General features: G+C 38.3%; 17 protein-coding genes. 11 read left to right on the top strand and 6 right to left on the bottom strand.

From position 1 onward, the window contains the following. Nucleotides 1-828: 828 nt before the first annotated feature. The 7 genes from ACG916_RS17805 to ACG916_RS17775 all read left to right on the top strand — a co-directional run bounded on the left by ACG916_RS17805 (nucleotide 829) and on the right by ACG916_RS17775 (nucleotide 7,920). Nucleotides 829-1,755, top strand: a complete 927-nt coding sequence (locus tag ACG916_RS17805; RefSeq protein WP_336953425.1) for a DMT family transporter — start codon at nucleotides 829-831, stop codon at nucleotides 1,753-1,755. A 24-nt stretch (nucleotides 1,756-1,779) separates the two neighbouring features. Continuing rightward, complete coding sequence (locus ACG916_RS17800) at nucleotides 1,780-2,652, top strand: S66 peptidase family protein (protein ID WP_336953426.1); 873 nt, start codon at nucleotides 1,780-1,782, stop codon at nucleotides 2,650-2,652. 372 nt (nucleotides 2,653-3,024) lie between these two features. Continuing rightward, on the top strand, nucleotides 3,025-3,456 hold the full coding sequence (locus tag ACG916_RS17795; RefSeq protein ID WP_004723174.1) for a RidA family protein: 432 nt from the start codon (nucleotides 3,025-3,027) through the stop codon (nucleotides 3,454-3,456). Nucleotides 3,457-3,478: 22 nt separating this feature from the next. After that, nucleotides 3,479-4,669 (top strand): MFS transporter, encoded by a 1,191-nt coding sequence (locus ACG916_RS17790; RefSeq protein WP_239046468.1) that lies wholly within the window; start codon nucleotides 3,479-3,481, stop codon nucleotides 4,667-4,669. 826 nt (nucleotides 4,670-5,495) lie between these two features. After that, nucleotides 5,496-5,912 carry a lysozyme inhibitor LprI family protein gene (locus ACG916_RS17785; RefSeq protein WP_336953428.1) on the top strand — a complete coding sequence of 139 codons (417 nt, stop codon included), beginning with the start codon at nucleotides 5,496-5,498 and terminating at the stop codon, nucleotides 5,910-5,912. 92 nt (nucleotides 5,913-6,004) lie between these two features. Then, nucleotides 6,005-6,400, top strand: coding sequence for a hypothetical protein (locus ACG916_RS17780; protein WP_419340083.1), 396 nt, complete (start codon nucleotides 6,005-6,007; stop codon nucleotides 6,398-6,400). Nucleotides 6,401-6,657: 257 nt separating this feature from the next. Beyond that, entirely contained in the window at nucleotides 6,658-7,920 is a 1,263-nt protein-coding gene (locus tag ACG916_RS17775; RefSeq protein WP_336953430.1) for a mechanosensitive ion channel family protein, read from the top strand. A gap of 225 nt (nucleotides 7,921-8,145) precedes the next feature. On the opposite strand, the gene ACG916_RS17770 is transcribed toward ACG916_RS17775, so the two are convergent. Continuing rightward, nucleotides 8,146-9,015, bottom strand: a complete 870-nt coding sequence (locus tag ACG916_RS17770) for a LysR family transcriptional regulator (protein ID WP_419329062.1) — start codon at nucleotides 9,013-9,015, stop codon at nucleotides 8,146-8,148. A 174-nt stretch (nucleotides 9,016-9,189) separates the two neighbouring features. Between ACG916_RS17770 and ACG916_RS17765 the strand changes: the two genes are divergently transcribed. The 3 genes from ACG916_RS17765 (at nucleotide 9,190) to dusA (ending at nucleotide 11,548) form a co-directional block, all read left to right on the top strand. After that, nucleotides 9,190-9,900, top strand: coding sequence for an AzlC family ABC transporter permease (locus tag ACG916_RS17765; protein ID WP_419329063.1), 711 nt, complete (start codon nucleotides 9,190-9,192; stop codon nucleotides 9,898-9,900). Further along, complete coding sequence (locus ACG916_RS17760) at nucleotides 9,897-10,211, top strand: branched-chain amino acid transport AzlD family protein (protein WP_209826898.1); 315 nt, start codon at nucleotides 9,897-9,899, stop codon at nucleotides 10,209-10,211. Before ACG916_RS17765 ends, ACG916_RS17760 begins: the two co-directional genes overlap by 4 nt. A 332-nt stretch (nucleotides 10,212-10,543) precedes the next feature. After that, on the top strand, nucleotides 10,544-11,548 hold the full coding sequence (dusA, locus tag ACG916_RS17755; RefSeq protein ID WP_419329064.1) for a tRNA dihydrouridine(20/20a) synthase DusA: 1,005 nt from the start codon (nucleotides 10,544-10,546) through the stop codon (nucleotides 11,546-11,548). 71 nt (nucleotides 11,549-11,619) lie between these two features. Here dusA and ACG916_RS17750 read toward each other — a convergent pair whose 3' ends face one another. Continuing rightward, nucleotides 11,620-12,513, bottom strand: coding sequence for a LysR family transcriptional regulator (locus tag ACG916_RS17750; protein WP_419329065.1), 894 nt, complete (start codon nucleotides 12,511-12,513; stop codon nucleotides 11,620-11,622). A 103-nt stretch (nucleotides 12,514-12,616) separates the two neighbouring features. Here ACG916_RS17750 and ACG916_RS17745 point away from each other — a divergent pair, with 103 nt between their 5' ends. Next, entirely contained in the window at nucleotides 12,617-12,754 is a 138-nt protein-coding gene (locus tag ACG916_RS17745; RefSeq protein WP_336953436.1) for a hypothetical protein, read from the top strand. 27 nt (nucleotides 12,755-12,781) lie between these two features. On the opposite strand, the gene ACG916_RS17740 is transcribed toward ACG916_RS17745, so the two are convergent. The 4 genes from ACG916_RS17740 to acnA form a co-directional block, all read right to left on the bottom strand. Beyond that, nucleotides 12,782-13,291, bottom strand: a complete 510-nt coding sequence (locus ACG916_RS17740) for a hypothetical protein (protein WP_419329066.1) — start codon at nucleotides 13,289-13,291, stop codon at nucleotides 12,782-12,784. Between the two features lie 65 nt (nucleotides 13,292-13,356). Next, complete coding sequence (locus ACG916_RS17735; RefSeq protein WP_419302122.1) at nucleotides 13,357-14,466, bottom strand: DUF695 domain-containing protein; 1,110 nt, start codon at nucleotides 14,464-14,466, stop codon at nucleotides 13,357-13,359. A gap of 99 nt (nucleotides 14,467-14,565) precedes the next feature. Beyond that, nucleotides 14,566-15,327, bottom strand: coding sequence for a tRNA threonylcarbamoyladenosine dehydratase (locus ACG916_RS17730; RefSeq protein WP_034609779.1), 762 nt, complete (start codon nucleotides 15,325-15,327; stop codon nucleotides 14,566-14,568). Between the two features lie 135 nt (nucleotides 15,328-15,462). Beyond that, nucleotides 15,463-18,222, bottom strand: coding sequence for an aconitate hydratase AcnA (gene acnA / locus ACG916_RS17725; protein WP_336953441.1), 2,760 nt, complete (start codon nucleotides 18,220-18,222; stop codon nucleotides 15,463-15,465). Between the last annotated feature and the right edge of the window lie 50 nt (nucleotides 18,223-18,272).

Here is an 18,272-nt window from a genome sequence, read left to right as displayed (position 1 = left end):
TAAAATACCACCCAATATTTATTTAATAAATACCCATATTTTGAACTGATGATTCATAAATATAATTGTGCGACATACCCTATATTTAATTTATTGTATTTTTCTTGCATTATCCTGCTCAGTTTTTTTGACATATCCTGTCTCCAATTTTTAAAAACGATGTTTTTTTAAGCTTATCTGGATGTTTTAAGCTGCTTACCCTACCCTACCGATTGGCATTTACAGCAGTATGATTCACTTTTAAGCATTCCAACTTGCTGTTTAAATACTCCATAAAACAATAGATTTAGCACAAAAAAGAACATCCCTATTGACCTTTCTGACAAATTACATGGTTTTTTTATCAGCTTATATTGGCCTTTTCTATCATTTTTTCCGTCAAAAATGTAAGTCGGTTTTTATAACATTTTTTAATTTCATTAATAAAAAAAAGTACTTGGGATAACCATTAGAATTACACTAGACCCGAGCCTAAAGCAATTACAAAAAATTTTAGTTTTTTTTTATTTGCCATTTTGTCAGTTAATAATACTCGAACAGCTTGAACCAGTCATGGTGATATTGCACCTTTTTTGTGCAAAAAAATAACATATAGAATTTGAGTAATTTATAAACAAGAATTTCAAGATTGATTTTTATACATTTTTTGTTTCCATCTCTTTAAATAACACTTAAATCCACAAAGAATTAAGTAAGCAATTGTGCTTTATATTCCTTTTATTGCGCCAATTCATTCTTTTTTTGTATTTCCACTGATTGAAAACAACATTTATACTGCTTGTTCAAATTTACATGTCGTATAGCGACATTGTCAATGCAGTCAAATTCATGAAACTTTCGTTATCCAGTACTCAACTCGGTTCGATTTTCGCACTTGGTGCGGCTTTCTTATTTAGTACCAAAGCTATTTTTATTAAACAGGCTTACGCATTATCGCCATTAGTCGACAGCACCGTGCTCATGGCATTGAGAATGGCAAGTGCCCTGCCTTTTTTCCTTTTATTGTGTTGGTTCAATCGCCATCACAATAAAAATATGACAGGAAAAGACTGGGCCTTCTTAGTTGCTGCTGGTTTGATGGGCTATTACCTTTCAAGTTGGCTCGACTTCGCTGGTCTGATGTATATCAGTGCTTCGTTAGAACGTATTATTTTATTTCTCTATCCAACACTGACAGTGATTGCCACAAGCTTTATTTATAAGCAAAAACTCAACTTTAGAACCATCCTAGCGATTGCATTAAGCTATGGTGGTACAGTGATTGTGATGCTGCAAGAGCAAAGTACAGTACCCCATGAAGGAAATTTCTGGCTAGGCGTGAGTTTAGTCTTTGCCAGTGCGGTCTGTTTTGCGACGTATTTACTCATGACCCCGCGTTTAATTCAAAAATTTGGTTCATGGAATTACACTGGTTTGGCATTAAGCATTGCATGTTTTGGTACGCTAACCCATTTTATCATTGCAACTCCCCAGCCGATTCAACTGCTAATTCAACTTCCGACACAAGTCATTTGGTATGGTATCGCCTTAGGCTTATTGGTGACGGTTTTACCGACGATTTTGGTCGCGCAAAGTATTTCTCGTTTAGGTGCTGCACAAGCAGCTATGATTGGTTCGATTGGCCCGATCCTAACCATTATTTTGGCTGTGGCTTTGCTCGGTGAGCATATGAATGCGATACAATGGTTTGGTTGTTTACTGAATATCATCGGTGTCATGATGATTACTTTGTCTAAAAAGAAACTTGCACACTAAATTGTGCAGAAACTTGGAAGGAATATGCATTTTAAAATTGTATCGCCGAGTGCCTGTGTAGATGTTGAAAATATCCAGTTGGCACAGTCGCATTTGGAACAGTTAGGTCATACAGTCAGCTTAAGTGAACATGTATTTTCACAACATCGCTATTTGGCAGGTACAGTTGAACAACGTATTCAAGATTTAAAACAAGCATGTATAGATCCAGACATTGATGCAATTTGGTGTGGTCGTGGTGGTACTGGTGCTGCCATGTTATTGCCATTTTTAGATGAGTGGATTTTAAATAAACCCATTATTGGCTATTCAGATACAACGGTGTTATTAAACTATATCGCGATGCATCATGGACAATCTTTACATGCGCCTGTATTTCAGGAAATTGCCGTTAAAAATTTAGACAATAGCTCCCTGTCGTATGATGCTTTAAAAACCATTAGCCTGTTATCAGCGGATATAAACCAACACGGTCATTATCCCTTATCCAGCGCAAATGGTTTTGCTCAAGATCAGCACATTGAAGATGTTAAAATCTTAGGCGGGAATCTTACTGTACTGTGTACTTTACAAGGCACACCGTCTGCGTTAAAACTGAATCAGCCGAGTGTTTTACTGATTGAAGATGTAGGCGAACCGTATTATCGAATTGAACGTTCATTGACTCAGCTCCTACAAAGTATTGATACTTCAAACTTAAAGGCTTTGGTCTTGGGTGATTTTTATCAATGCCCACAAAAAAATGTCCCGCAAAGTATTGTTGAGATTGTGAAAGAACATCTCGATCCACTGCACATCCCACTTTACCAATGTGACTGGTTTGGTCATGGTGAAGTCAACCGTCCATTTTGGTTAGGGAAAACGGGCAAGATTGTAGATTCACAACTCATTATTTAACGGCTAGGTTATTTAATGACTGAGTTATTTAAAGTACAGTGCCATTTCAGCACATTGAATATAAAAAATAGCCAATAAATTGCACAAGATATGCCTCTATGGAATCCTAGTCAGTGCTTACTGGGATTTTCTAAGAGTATCAAAGCAAAGATAAACAACCTATATACTTTTAATACTGAGCAATACTTCACTTGTATGCCCTCTCTTCTGATCACTTTTCTATATGACGGTTTTCTCGTTTAACAGCCCGTTGAATGTCCATTCATAAATACGATCAGTTGCTTCGGTTTTTTCTAGGTATTTTTACTTGACCTTAAGTTAACTTGAGTTTTGATACTAACGGAAATTTCCAGTCAATCAAAAGAGTCATCCATGAATTCCAGATCAGAATCTGCACAGATCAAATCGTTCCAAATGATTAACCCAAATACACTTTATAATCCAACAGCATTTGCGTATAGTCATGTGGCCGAAGTACGCCATTATTTACGTATTTTGCATATATCTGGACAAGGTGGTGAAAACCAACAAGGACAATTATCCCAAGATTTTGCACAACAAGTTCATCAAGCTTTTGTCAATCTGCAACATGCCCTACAAGCGGCTGATGCATCATTATTGGATATTGCTGTTTTAAGAGTGCTTGTGGTCGATCACAGTACCAAAAAACATCAGTTTTTAATTCAGGAAATGCAACAACTTTGGAAAGATCAACCTTTCCCTGCGTGTACACTGATTCCTGTCCCGTGTCTTGCTTTACAAGGAATGCTCATTGAAATTGAAGCAACTGCCTATTGTATGTAACTCCAAGAACTAGGATATTTTTATGAATGCTCAACTCGATATTAGCCAAAATAAAGCATTACTTTGGCTGATGGCGATTGCCTGCGGTTTATGCGCAGGAGCAAATTATTATAGTCAGCCGCTGATTCACTCGATTCAACTCTATTTCAACATGCCAGAATCACAAGTGGCACTTACAGTGACCTTTGCTCAAGTGTCTTATGCACTTGGTCTTTTATTCATTGTGCCCATGGGCGATATCGTCAATAAAATCAAATTTATTCCGTGGTTAATGTTTTGTGCTGCGATTGGTTTATTGATGTGTGCTTTTGCAGTCAATTTACCCATGCTTTGGGTTGGCACAATTATTACAGGTCTATTTTCAGTTGCGGCTCAGGTGTTAATCCCTCTTGCAACGATGGCAGTTAAACCTGAAAAAACAGGAGAAGTTGTTGGCTTTTTAATGAGTGGACTATTGGTTGGATTACTACTTTCCACCAGTCTTGCCGGTTTGTTGTCTAACCTGTTTAACTGGAAACTGATTTACTTTGTTAGTGCGGTATTGATGTTAATACTTGCCTATTTATTGAAAAAACGTCTGCCGCATGTACCTGTGTTTAAAATGAGTTATGGCAAAATTTTCTACTCGATGGGTGTGCTGTTAAAAGAAGAACGTCGTTTAGTCTATCGTGCAATTATTGGTGGCTTTGCATTTGCAGCCATGAGTATTTTATTTTCAACGATTGCTGTTTTACTAACTTCTGAACCGTTTAAATTACCTGATGTTTTGGTTGGTGTTGCAACGATCATTGGGGTATTTGGTGCTTTAGCCACTGCAAAAATTGGTAAAATTGCAGACCGTGGACATACCAGTATCCTGACATGGATTGGGGTAGCGTTGATGATCATCAGTTGGGCGCTGCTTTATTTCGGTGGAAAGTACCTCACCAGTTATATTTTAGGGTATGGCCTGATTAGCTTTGGACTCGCTGTGGTTCATACCAGCAATCAAAATATCATTTTCCGTTTACGCCCAGATGCGAAATCTCGGATTAACTCTATCTATATGACAGCCTATTTCACAGGTGGTGCATGTGGTTCTGCTTTAGGGGTTTATGCATGGCATCATGGAGGTTGGACCATGACTTGTCTTGTTGGTGTATGTCTGGTTATGGGGTCTGCACTATTTTCTCTGCTAGATCGTCTATATCTCAATAGAGCACAGACCATTTAAAGCATTCTAAAATCACAATCCTTCAAAATTTGAGGGATTTTGATTTTTTAAGAGACTTATTATTTTAATAAAAAAACGGATACCCAAATCATTCTATTTGAATAATATTCACTGTAACTATTGTGTGAAAAAACCGATCATAATATATTCATACAAATAATATTCTAACGTGGGTTTGACCTAGCTATATCTTTAACTTATTGAAAAAAATGATCTTGGCGGAGTCTTGTTTAACTCTCATCGAATTTCAGGATCAGCCTGCGGCTTGCCCTACTTTTCTTTTGGGAAAACTAGGCAAAACCATTGTCACCCGCAAAACTCGTCGACGACCAGCAATGCATTTAATAAATCACAGAAACAATACTTTATGAATGAAGTCCTGCCTCAGACAGTTGCGGATGACGTTTCCGAGTATCATATTTCATCAAGACTTTTATATCGAACTCAGGTTATTCTATAAAATTCAAAAAAATGCGATGTATACAATTTTAATTTAAATGGATATACGGGTTACTATCTTGAAGCTATATGAATAAATAGTTGAGGAGCAGAATTATACGGAAGATAAATTTTAGAGCTTTAAAGAAATTTGTACAGGGCAATCTATGTTTTTTGGAAAAAATATCCATGATTATTCAAGTTTAAAATTGGTACACTTTGGTCAAAATGATAACCCTGTTTGTCTTTGCTAAAGCGTGATTGACGATACTCAAGCAAAGTTTTATTTAGCTCGCACAGTAGCGAACATTGATCCTCAATCAATCATACAGCACAATAGTTTGCCTATAACATACATCCTGATAAATCAACCAAGAGCTTATCCCTTATGAAAAAAATACGATTAGCATGCTTACCGATTAGTTTTTTATGTACTTTTTCAAGTTTGGTCTTCGCTGCGCCAATAGGTAATGAAAACTTATTAAGCCAAGCTTTTATAAACTGTGACAACAGTGCCCAAGGTATCATTGAACAGGCAACTTGTCTAAAAGATGAGGCTAAACGTCAAGATGCGCGATTGAATAGTACCTATAAAAAATTACAATCGCATTTGAATGCTAACCAGAAAACAAAACTGGTTGCATCGCAACGCATTTGGCTACAATCACGTCAAAGTGATGCTGAACTGGAAACAACGCTGTATGGTCAATCACAGCCAGACAACTTGCAAACTGAACTTAATGATATACAGCGTATCGCAGGCCGTACTGCACAATTGCAACGCTATCTGAATTTACTTCAATAATGCGAATTAAAGCATAGAGATATTCAAGAACACATAGCGAGATCAATATAAAACTAAAGGTTAAATATATGAAAAAAATTAAAAGTATTACATTGTTGTTCATCTTTCTTCTGCCTTTTGCAACTTTTGCCGATGATGAAATGTCTCGTCCCCTTCCAGATGATTCTTATATTCATGCCAAATTAAGCAGCAGTTATGGCCAATGTATAAAACAAAGTGGTGCAGTAACATTTGAAATGCAAAGCTGTATGGACCAAGAATATGCTCAACATAAGAACCGCGTTCAACAGGCCTTTGCCAAAATCATCAGTCGTCCAGACAGTGTGAAAAAAGACCGGCAGATGGATGAAATCGCAGCATGGTGGGAAAACACCGACAAGTATTGTAATTGGGATCCAAAAACCGAAGGACAAGGACAAATGTTAGATGCACAGTCTTGCCGTCTGAACCGTATTGCCAATCTTGCGGATAAAATCAGCCACTATTGAGTCTCACAAATTAAAACTGAGCATCCCATAGTATTCAATAAAGTACTGTTGATTGGCATATTGTAATCCGTGAAACTGGGCTTACCTATGCCCAACGGTTGCATACTTATCTTCACCTACTCACTTGGACTTTCTGAGAGTCTGTCAATCTTGTTGAGTAAGTAATTGATGCCCGAATGTAGCTAAAAAGTATTTTTATAAATTATTGTCATTCACAATCAATACAATAGCGTATCTGCTATTTTGAGGTTGTACTTTTGGATAAATTTGCCTTCTTAAAGAATATTCAGGAATGGTCTGATCAGTATCCATGGCTAGAGATGCTAACATCATTATTCATTCTAATTTTTTTCGCTTTTGTCGCAAATTATATTGCAAAACAAGTTGTTGTTCGTGGGATACGTAAACTTATTTCAAAAATGAAGTTTGCACATAGTGAAATTTTTTCTCAGCATAGTGTTATCCGCAGAGTGGCGAATATTGTTCCTGCCATTGTTATTTTAAATGGTATTTCCACAGTTCCACATTTGTCCTTAAAAGCGGTTGGCCTGATACAAATGGCTGCACAGGCTTTTATCTTCCTGACCATTGCACTGGCCATCAGTGAACTTTTAAATGTTTTCAATCTGCTTTATCAACGTAATCCAAAATCACTGAATAAGCCCATCAAAGGCTATCTTCAACTGATCAAGCTGATTCTGTTTATCGTTTGTGGTCTGCTAATCTTGGGTACTTTCTTAAAGAAAGATGTTTTTACCTTGCTTGCTGGTTTTGGTGCGATGGCAGCGGTATTGTTACTGGTTTTTCAAAATACGATTCTGTCCTTGGTAGCGTCGGTGCAAATCTCTTCCTACGATATGGTTCGTATCGGTGATTGGATTGAAATGCCAACATTAAATGCAGATGGTGATGTTATTGATATGTCCTTACATACCATTACTGTACAGAATTTTGATAAAACCTTTACCACAATTCCCACCAATAAGTTGGTCACGGATACCTTTAAAAACTGGCGTGGGATGAAATTGTTGGGGGCGAGACGAATCAAGCGCTCAATCTTTATTGATCAAACCAGCATTCATTTTATTACCCATGAAGAACAACAGAAATTAAAAGCTTTCCTGTTACTGGATCAGTATTTGGATAATAAACAATCTGAACTGGACAGCTTTAATCAGCAGTTTGAAGATCAGTCAGTCTATAACCAGCGCCGCTTAACCAATATTGGAACATTTCGGGCCTATGTGGAGTTCTACTTAAAACAACATGCTGGTATTGCTAAAAACCAATCCTTAATTATCCGTCAGTTACAACCGACGAGTGAGGGATTACCACTGGAAATCTATGCATTTGCCAATACAACGGTATGGAATGATTATGAGGCAATCCAGTCTGATATATTTGACCATCTGATGGCAATTATCCCTGAGTTTGGGCTAAAAATTTATCAAGCGCCTTCTGGTTCAGATCTACGCTCATTGTCAAAACATGCTGAAAGTAGCTCGGAACTTCTGTTCTGAGTTGTTGGTCAGGGGGTTCTGCCCCTGATCATTTACATTAAAAATGCCCATGCGATAAGCATGGGCTTGCTTGCAATGAACGAAGATTGCAAATAGAAAAGCTTTCCTCTATTGCTTTTAATGTATCTTTTAAAATTACTACCCCCCAATATTGGCAAAACTTAAAAATTAATTTTATACATAGATTTTTTCAAGTTTATGTGAAATATCTAAATAAAAACCTTCTTAATAGGTAATGGATTGCCTTAATGTCTTAATTAACAGTTCATATAAATGATCGACCGCTTTTGAATTAAGCGAGGCTCTACTTCTATATACAGATGCTTCCATGGGTGCTAATGGGCCTAGTCTATGCTCCGCTCCCAAAATTTCTAAATGCTGAGGGGCGCTACATTGTGTGAAAACTGCGACGGCCAAACCACTTTCAACTGCTGCAATTTGCCCGATTAAACTTGAACTATTATAAACCACACGATAACGGCGACCTTGCAATGCAAGCGAATTGATCGCACTTTTTTTGGCTAAACTGGTACTTTCATAAACAGCAATAGGTATCGGATCTTCACGCCATAATTCAAATTGGGGAGAACCTACCCACACCATTGGCTCATGAAACAATAAAGTGCCTTGACGGGGGTTATCCCTTGAAATCAATGCTAAATCAATCTCGCCATTTTCTATACGTGGGATCAATGAAGTCGATTGTTCACAAATAAATTCTATTTCAACGCCGCTATAACGTGGTGCAAAACGCTTAAGCACTGGCGTTAGATATTTAGCAGCGTAATCATCGGGTACACCTAGTCTAATCCGACCGGTTAACTCTTCTCCATTAAAAGCCATTTGTGTTTCATGATGTAGATCAAGTATCCGTCTTGCATAACCTAAAAGAAGTTGCCCTTCAGAAGTAAGTTGAATTTGTCTATGTGTTCTAACTAAAAGTTGGCATTTTAAAGCACCTTCCAATTTTTTTAACTGCATACTGACAGCGGACTGTGAACGGTATAGCTCAGGTGCTGCATTTGAAAGAGAACCAGTATCAACAACTGCGACAAAACATTTTAACCAATCAATCTGTAGATTTTGTAGATTCATGATCACCCCCAAATTATTCGATTTCCGAATAGTATATGTAAGAATTATGCGCTTTTCATTCTAACTTTCTAAGTCCATAATTTATTAAGAAAAGAAGGAAATTTCCCCTAATTTTCATCAGCGACCATTAGGTATATAGCTCACTAGAAAATTTAAAAAGATAAGGAAATTATTTTGTCGAATGTTGACCCAAATATTTACAGTTTAAGTTATTCCCAAGTTTGGTCAGGCTTTAAAAGCCTTCTTCCAATTTCATCTTTCGTGGTGATTTTTGGGGCTGCTTTCGGCTTAGCTGCAACGCAAACAGGACTAGACAATAGCTCTATCATGTTAATGAGTAGCTTAGTTTTTGCAGGAGCATCTCAATTTGCGACTTTAGAACTATGGGGTGCGCAAATATCACTGATTCCCTTAATAGTCACAGTTTTCTTTATCAATGCTCGGCATCTTTTAATGGGCGCATCTCTTTATCCTTGGTTACGTCACCTGCCTCCCATCAAACGATACAGTATCTTGCTGGTTATTTCTGATGCCAATTGGGCACTCTCACTACAAGCATTTAATCGTGGTGAATCAGGGATGGGCTTATTGTTTGGAGGGGGCATTGCGCTTTGGCTCGCGTGGGTTTTAGGCACAGGACTGGGTTTCTATTTTGGTAATGTCATTCATCATCCTGCACTACTGGGATTAGATATGGTCATGGCTTGTTTTCTACTGGCGATGGTTGTGGGTGGACAAAAAAATCTCAGAATACTCATCATCTGGGCAATCGCTGCCTGTAGTTCATTACTAGCCTATTGGTACTTACCAGAAAATAGTCATGTCGTTGTGGGTGCCTTATTTGGCGGAATTGTCGGAATTTTCTGGAAAGAGAAACGGGTATGAACCTAGAAATTAGCACTACTTATCCCTTGATTATTATTTTTATTATGGCCGTTGTGACATTAGCCACTCGCTGGGGTGGTGTTTTAATTATGTCTTATGTTCCTATTAGTGATCGTGTACAACGATTCATTAACGCAATGTCGGGATCTGTACTGGTTGCACTTTTGGCCCCTATTGCGGTTGAAGGTGATCATGGCGCTCGATTAGCATTACTGACGACATTAATCGTTATGCTACTGCTTAAAAAACCGCTGTTGGCGATTGCAGCAGGAATATTGGCAGCAGCTTTATTCCGTCAGTATTTTGTATGAAATGATAGAGAGTTCAAGAGATTTAGGGCATTTATAGCTCATGTTATTGCGTACTTGTAGTGCTAGGTTCTAATCCTAGATAAGCCACACCGTATTTTGTTCAACCAATATGCTCTACCAACACACTAATTTTATTTTTAAGCAGTTTCACCAAGTTGATAACGCTTTAATCAAGCCCCATAAATCTTACTTTCTCACATTTAAAAATCACCATCATAATCAAAATTTTAATTCGATTTACAAATTCTATCTTTTGAGTATGGCTATTGATTTTAAAATAAAGCACGTATAATCCGAACTTGCTTTTTTTCTATCTTTTTCAGGTTGACTGTATGTCTGAGCTCCAATCTTTAACGCCTCGTATTTCGGTCGCCCCGATGATGGATTGGACAACTCGTGACTATCGTTTCTTTGCACGTTTGTTTAACCCCAATATTATCCTCTATACAGAAATGGTCACCACAGGTGCCATCATCTATGGCGGAGCAAATCGTCATTTGGACTATAACCATGAAGAACATCCAATTGTTCTACAGCTCGGTGGTTCAAATCCTAAAGATCTTGCAACGTGTAGCAAAATGGCTCAAGACTGGGGTTATGACGAAATCAATTTAAATGTGGGCTGTCCAAGTGACCGCGTGCAAAACAATAAGATTGGTGCCTGCTTAATGGCAGAGCCTGATTTGGTTGCAGAATGTATTGCTGAAATGCGTAATGCAGTTGATATTCCAGTTACTGTAAAACACCGCATCGGTATTGATGACATGCAATCTTATGAAGAGATGCTACATTTTGTCGATACAGTTGCGAAAACTGGATGTGATAATTTTATCGTACATGCCCGTATTGCCTTGCTTCAAGGTTTATCACCAAAAGAAAACCGCGATGTTCCACCACTACGCTACGAAGATGTTTATCGTTTAAAACAAGAGCGTCCTGAGTTGCTGATTGAGATCAATGGTGGGGTTAAGACTTTTGCTGAAACTCAAGCACATTTAAAGCATGTTGATGGGGTCATGATTGGGCGTGAGGCTTATCACAACCCTTACCTCTTGGCAGAATTAGGTCAACTCTGGAACTTAGACTTACCTGATCGCTTTGAAATTATCGATCAAATGCTGCCTTATATTGCCAAACGTATGCAAGAAGGCGCACCTCTATCGATTATTACGCGCCATATTTTAGGCTTATTTCAAAACCTTCCCGGTGCGCGTAAATGGCGTCAAGCTTTAAGTGGCGGTAATGCCAAAACATTTGCAGATGTTGAAAATGCCATTATCAATATTAAAGAAGCCATGAAGCGAACAGAAGATTATATTCGAGAACAGTCTGTCTGATCACGACTGAAAATTTCTACGATTCAATACAGTCTTAATCCACAGCTATCTTTTCAATCAAACGATGGTCTTTAAAATCGTTGAAACTGTTTGATCATGTATTCAGTACATCGCTGAATGACACCATCTGCATTTTTACTCCAGACCATCACAACATCAGACCATGCATTTTCTGCATCCAAAGCAATCAGTCTTACCTGTTTAGGCAGAATATGTCTAAATTCTTCAGGAACAATACAAATTCCAATTTCAGCAGCCACCAATTGCAATTGTGAAACTTTACGGGACTGAACCGCCGCTTTCTTTGGAGAAAAACCAGCACTTAAGCAAAGGTTTGCAACCAAATAACTTAAACCTCCCCGTTCTGCATGTGGTGTAGAAACAAAATTTTCATGCTTTAACTGTTGGATTTTGATACTGCGTTCTGAAGCTAAAATATGATTTTGATGTAGTGCAACGTATAAAGGTTCAGGGTAGAGCGTGGTTGTATATAACTCATCTAGGCAATTTAAAACAGGTGGGCGAATAAAACCAACATCAATATTTCCTTTCATCAGTGCAAGAATTTGGTCTTCAGATGACAAGGTGTTGATTTCGAAATTAACATTGAGATGCTTTGCGGTTTGATCAAATATTTTGACTTTTTCTAAGCTCATGCTAATGCTACTTGAGTGTGCAATTTTGATGAGTCGATTTTTTCCATCTGCAATATCTTTAGCATTTTCAATAATATGATCTAAGTTAAGCAAATTATTTTTAATTTGAGCATAAAAGAACTGTCCAGCTTGGGTGAGTTTTATTTTTTTATCACTGCGGTCAAAAATTTCAAATCCTACTTCGTCCTCCAAAAGCTTAATCTGGCGACTTAAAGCAGATTGGGCAATAAACAACTTTTCAGAAGCCGCAATAAAACCACCTTCTTCCACAATTCTAATTAAATAATTAAATTGTTTGAATGTCGCCATATCCATCTCAAAATTAGATCAATTCTGCTTTTTTCTATATTAGATTAGATTGTTTGATTTCACTAGACTTTACTTAAAGCGACTTACATCAGAGAGAAATAGTATGAGGACATCCAAACAATTACTGGTTTTTATTTGTATTATTTGCGCTGTTGTTTTACTCAATCTTTATGATGGTTTTATCGCAAAACAAACAGGCAAAGTGCCCCAACAGCATGAGTTTATTTATTTGCAGGACTGATTGAGCTGAACAGATAAAGTATGTTTTTTACAAACGCGTGCAAGATTTCACCAAAGCATACTTTTTTATATTGGTGACGCATGTTGTGGTGCTTTTTTTAAAATCATATTGGTAAGTAATATACTTGCCAGCAAGATCATCACTCACAAAAGCGTCTTTTCGAAAATGAGCACGTATAATACAGCCGTGTAAATCAGGTGCTGCATACACGTTTATACTTTCAACATATTTGCTGTGTTGTTGAATATTGACCTCCCAGCCCAACAGTTGCTTGATCTTTTGAATCTCTTCCTGTTTGCTGATCTGTTGGATATTTTGCAAATTACAGACTTGAATTGCATTTGCTTGAGGTTGAAGGATTGACCAGCCCAACAAGTTCTGTATATCACGCATTATTGTTTTAGCTTCATCCAATTGGTTGACCGCCTGAAAATGACGAACCGTTGAATAAAGGTAATATGCAATCCCGCCAATCAACAGGATCGCCAATATGGTTATTTTAAGATCGGGTATAGGTCGATTAAAAAGCCTCTTCATTCTCTAAGCTGTCCATGTTTATGGTCTGAATGCTATAGCGCATTTCAAGCGACTTTTCAGCATAGTTAACGCCCAAACTTATTTAAACAACGCCAATATTTATCTTTAAATAGGCTGACATCGATTTCAAAGTTGTTCTGATATTTTTCAACAACCTGATCTATAACTTTGGCGGGTTTTCTAAACTCTTTACAAGCAAAATACATGGTTCTTAAGTTATTACCGGTTTCTCGTCCAATATTTAAATATCCTTCAAAATCCTTTAACTCATTTAATAATTCTTCTTCAATCTCATTAAGCAACTCATAATCTGTTGCGGACGGCATACCACTTGAGTTCTGACCAGCATAAGGTATTTCTACCAGCAGCATCCACGGATGAGAAGCCTTTTGATCCCATGTTAAAAGAGTACTGTTTAAGATCGCCACCAAAGGTAGCCCTTCATTGGTCTCCCCCTCCAAACTGATATATTCATCTTCATCAGTACTTGAACGGGTTATTTTGTCTAAGCGAGAAATTTCACTGTTCTTTAAAATTAAAATATTCTTTAAACGATCGATAGGCATTAATTCTTTTTCAGCATCTTGTCTGAATTGTAGCGAAACTTGATCTAGCTTTGTGATCGAATCATATTCGCCCAAATAATTATCCAAAAAGATATAAACCGCTTGTAAGAATTCAGCTTTTTGAGCTTCATTATATTGATCATGCACAACCACGAGATCAGTTTCATCTGGATATTCTTCATGGTCTTTTAAATAAAACGATAGCGTTTTTTGACTAAACTCATGACCATGCATACCAATACTGGTTTGCTGAATATCACTTGCGGGTTTAAGTGCGGTAAATTTCCAGCCAGGAATTTCAGGGGCTGCTGCCACCAACTCCTCTACAAATACAATATTTGCCACAACACCATCTGGCGTTAAAATCAATTCAGCTGTTTGTGGGTCAAGCATCCCGGTAAGGAAAAAAATTCCACCATGAACTTTGGCCAATTCAGGCGATAATTTATCAAAGAAATCCGCCTGAATGGTATCTTGATTTAACTCATCCACAATACGATGGAAATCCTGTTGATGCTGTTCAAACCATTGCCAAAATTCAGCATAGCGGTTTCGATTGATTTGTATTTGTTGTTCTTTCTTTCCAAATAACTTTTTGAAAAAACTCATTTTGATTGTTCTCTGTTATTGCGTTTATTTCAGATTAATTTAACTGAATTTTTATGATTTTTAAATGCATCTAAACTTTTACTTAAAAATACCAAACGCTTATTTGATCCGATCTAACTTTTTCAACACTTCTGCAACAGCGACCATCGCAAAACTAGAAGTCACCACCACTGCCGAGCCATATCCACCACAGCGCAAGCCTGCACTTGCACACACATCAGCACTAGAAAAAGGATTATCAATTGAATACACACAAGTAATGCCAAATTTTTCTTTTGGTTTCTTACAAATGCCTTTGGCGCGCAACTGGCTCCGCAATTTTGCAAGCATTGGATCTTGTTCTGTTTTAGATAAATCAGCAACACGAATTTTTAGAGGATCAAGCTTACCACCTGCCCCACCCGAAACAATCAAAGGAATTTTATTAAAACGACAATGTAGCATAAGTGCAAATTTTGCTTTAACGTCATCGATGCAATCTAAAATAATATCGGGAACATTTTCTAGAATTTCTTTCACATTATCTGGGCTGAGATAATCATCAATCAAATTGATCTTGATCCGAGGATTAATTGAACGGCAACGTTCCGCCATGACTTCAATTTTCTCATGGCCTAAAGTTGAGGTCATTGCAGGAAGCTGTCGGTTGATATTTGAAGCAGCCACTGAATCCATATCGACCAGTGTTAACTCGCCAATCCCTGTACGTGCTAAGGCCTCAACCGCCCATGAGCCAACCCCACCAATACCGATCACCATGACATGACTTTTTTCATAGTGATTGAATGTCTCTTCTCCATAAATTTTGGCTACGCCTGCAAAACGGCGCTCATATTCATCATTTTGGAAAAGTTCAGTCATGTCAGTATCAACTCAAAAATACCCCGCTATTTTACTCATTTATCGACAGTGTGTCTTGCTCCAACACAATAAAAAAAGCCCTGCATTTTATACAGGGCTTGGAGAACTGAAATATATCGTGATTTATTGATTAGGCTATGAAGCGATTAAATTACGCAGTACATAATGCAAGATACCACCTGCTTTAAAATATTCCACTTCATTCAAAGTATCAATACGGCATAACACTTTGAAACGATCTATTGAACCATCAACACGTTTAACCTCCACATCTAAACTTTCATGTGGTTGTATGTCATCAGAAAGTCCATAAATCGACAGTTGCTCACGCCCAGTTAAGTTGAGTGATTGACGAGTTTGACCATCCACAAATTGCAACGGTAAAACCCCCATACCAACCAGATTTGAACGATGGATTCGTTCAAAACTTTCAGTAATTACCGCTTTTACTCCTAAAAGATTGGTGCCTTTCGCCGCCCAGTCACGTGATGAGCCTGTACCATATTCCTTACCTGCAATGATGACCAACGGCGTACCATCTTGCTGATACTTCATCGCAGCATCGTAAATGGCTAACTTCTCATCTGTCGGGATATAGAGGGTATTGCCGCCCTCTTCACCATTGAGCATTTCATTCTTGATACGAATGTTGGCAAAGGTTCCTCGCATCATCACTTCATGATTGCCACGACGAGATCCATAAGAGTTAAAGTCCTTTTGATCGACACCCTGCGCTTCTAGATAACGACCTGCTGGACTGTCTTTCTTGATATTCCCCGCAGGAGAAATATGATCTGTTGTGACTGAGTCGCCAAGAACGGCCAAGATATTTGCATTGAGAATATTTTTAATTGGTTTCGCGGGTTGATCAATGCCTTCAAAGAATGGAGGATGACGAATATACGTTGAGTTTTCATCCCATTCATAGGTTTCAGAGTCAGGGATTTGAATTGCTTGCCATTTTTCATCACCATCAAAAACTGCCGCATATTCTTTATGGAACATCGCTGTATTGACTTTTTGCAGCACCTCATCAATCTCGATTTGACTCGGCCAAATATCTTTTAAATATACTGGTTGTCCTTGCTGATCATGCCCCAATGCTGTGCTGGTAATGTCACTACGAATGGTGCCCAATAAGCCAAATGCAACCACTAAAGGCGGTGATGCTAGCCAATTGGTTTTTACCAAAGGATGTACCCGCCCTTCAAAGTTTCGGTTGCCTGAAAGTACCGATGCAACATTCAGGTCGTGGCACTGAATAGCATCTTCAATCGGTTGGGGTAATGGCCCTGAATTACCAATACATGTGGTACAACCATAACCAACCAGGTTATAGCCCAACTGGTCTAAATAAGACATCAAACCTGCCGCTTCTAAATAATCGGTTACGACTTTAGAGCCTGGTGCTAGAGAGCTTTTCACCCATGGCTTACGTTGAATGCCTTTTTCGATGGCTTTTTTTGCCAACAAACCCGCAGCCAACATCACACTTGGATTAGAAGTATTGGTACATGAGGTAATCGCAGAAATCACCACATCCCCATCCGTCAATGGGTAGCGTTTACCGTCAATCACACAATGTGGTTCTTCATTTTGTAATGCAGATTGTTTTGAATCAATGGCGTTACCGGCCCCACCCTCATTGGCTAAACGTTCTTTTTCCTCACCTTTAGCTGGCTTAAGATCCAGCGCCATTAAGTCACTAAAAGTTTGTGGGATATCAGGCAATGCCACTCGATCTTGCGGACGTTTCGGGCCAGCAACACTTGCTACAACGGTTCCCATATCCAATGCAAGCACATCGGTAAATACAGGTTCATCCCCAGTATGACGCCATAAGCCTTGTTCTTTACAATAAGCCTCAACCAATGCAATACGATCTTCTTTACGACCCGTTAAACGCATATACCCTAGAGTGATTTCATCAATCGGAAAAAAGCCACATGTTGCACCATATTCGGGCGCCATATTGGCAATGGTTGCACGGTCTGCAAGCGGTAGAAATGCGAGCCCATCACCATAAAATTCAACAAATTTACCCACCACGCCTTTTTTACGTAGCATCTGAGTAATAGTTAAAACTAAATCCGTTGCGGTAATTCCTTCACGCAATTTTCCTGTCAATTTAAAACCAATCACTTCTGGAATCAGCATTGAAATCGGCTGTCCAAGCATGGCCGCTTCGGCTTCAATCCCCCCCACTCCCCAACCCAATACACCTAAGCCATTAATCATCGTGGTGTGTGAATCTGTACCAACTAAGGTATCGGGAAATGCAAATACCTCACCCTCACTTTCACCCAGCCACACTGCTTGAGCTAGGTATTCTAAATTGACTTGGTGACAAATCCCTGTTCCAGGTGGTACCACACTAAAATTATTAAATGAAGACTGCCCCCAACGGAGGAATTGATAACGTTCTCCATTGCGTTGCATCTCAATTTCAACATTTTCTTCGAACGCATGATCTGTCCCAAAATGATCCACCATCACAGAGTGATCAATGACCAAATCTACTGGAGATAAAGGATTAATTAAATTGGGATCTTTATTGGCTTTTTGTACAGCTGCACGCATCGCAGCCAAATCTACAACAGCAGGTACACCAGTAAAATCTTGCATCAATACTCGTGCAGGGCGATACTGGATTTCTTGATCTGAAGTTTTATTGTTCTGCCAATCGACAATCGCTTGAATATCGCTTTGCCTCACTGTTACATCATCTTCAAATCTGAGTAAGTTTTCCAGCAGTACTTTGAGTGATTTAGGCAATTTTGAAATATCACCTAAACTCGCTTGAACCTGATTTAAACTAAAAATTTTATAATTTGTATTCCCTACAGTTAAGTTTTGCAAAGAATTTAAACTATTGATATGACCATATTTTGCCATTGGTTAAACCTCCAGCTTGGCGTTGACTTTCTTATTGGCTACTTGGAGTA

The sequence above is a fragment of the Acinetobacter legionensis genome, assembly GCF_048552295.1.
Classification (GTDB): domain Bacteria; phylum Pseudomonadota; class Gammaproteobacteria; order Pseudomonadales; family Moraxellaceae; genus Acinetobacter.
The sequence above is the reverse complement of the archived record's forward strand: the minus strand, read 5'-3'. Positions and strand labels throughout refer to the sequence as shown.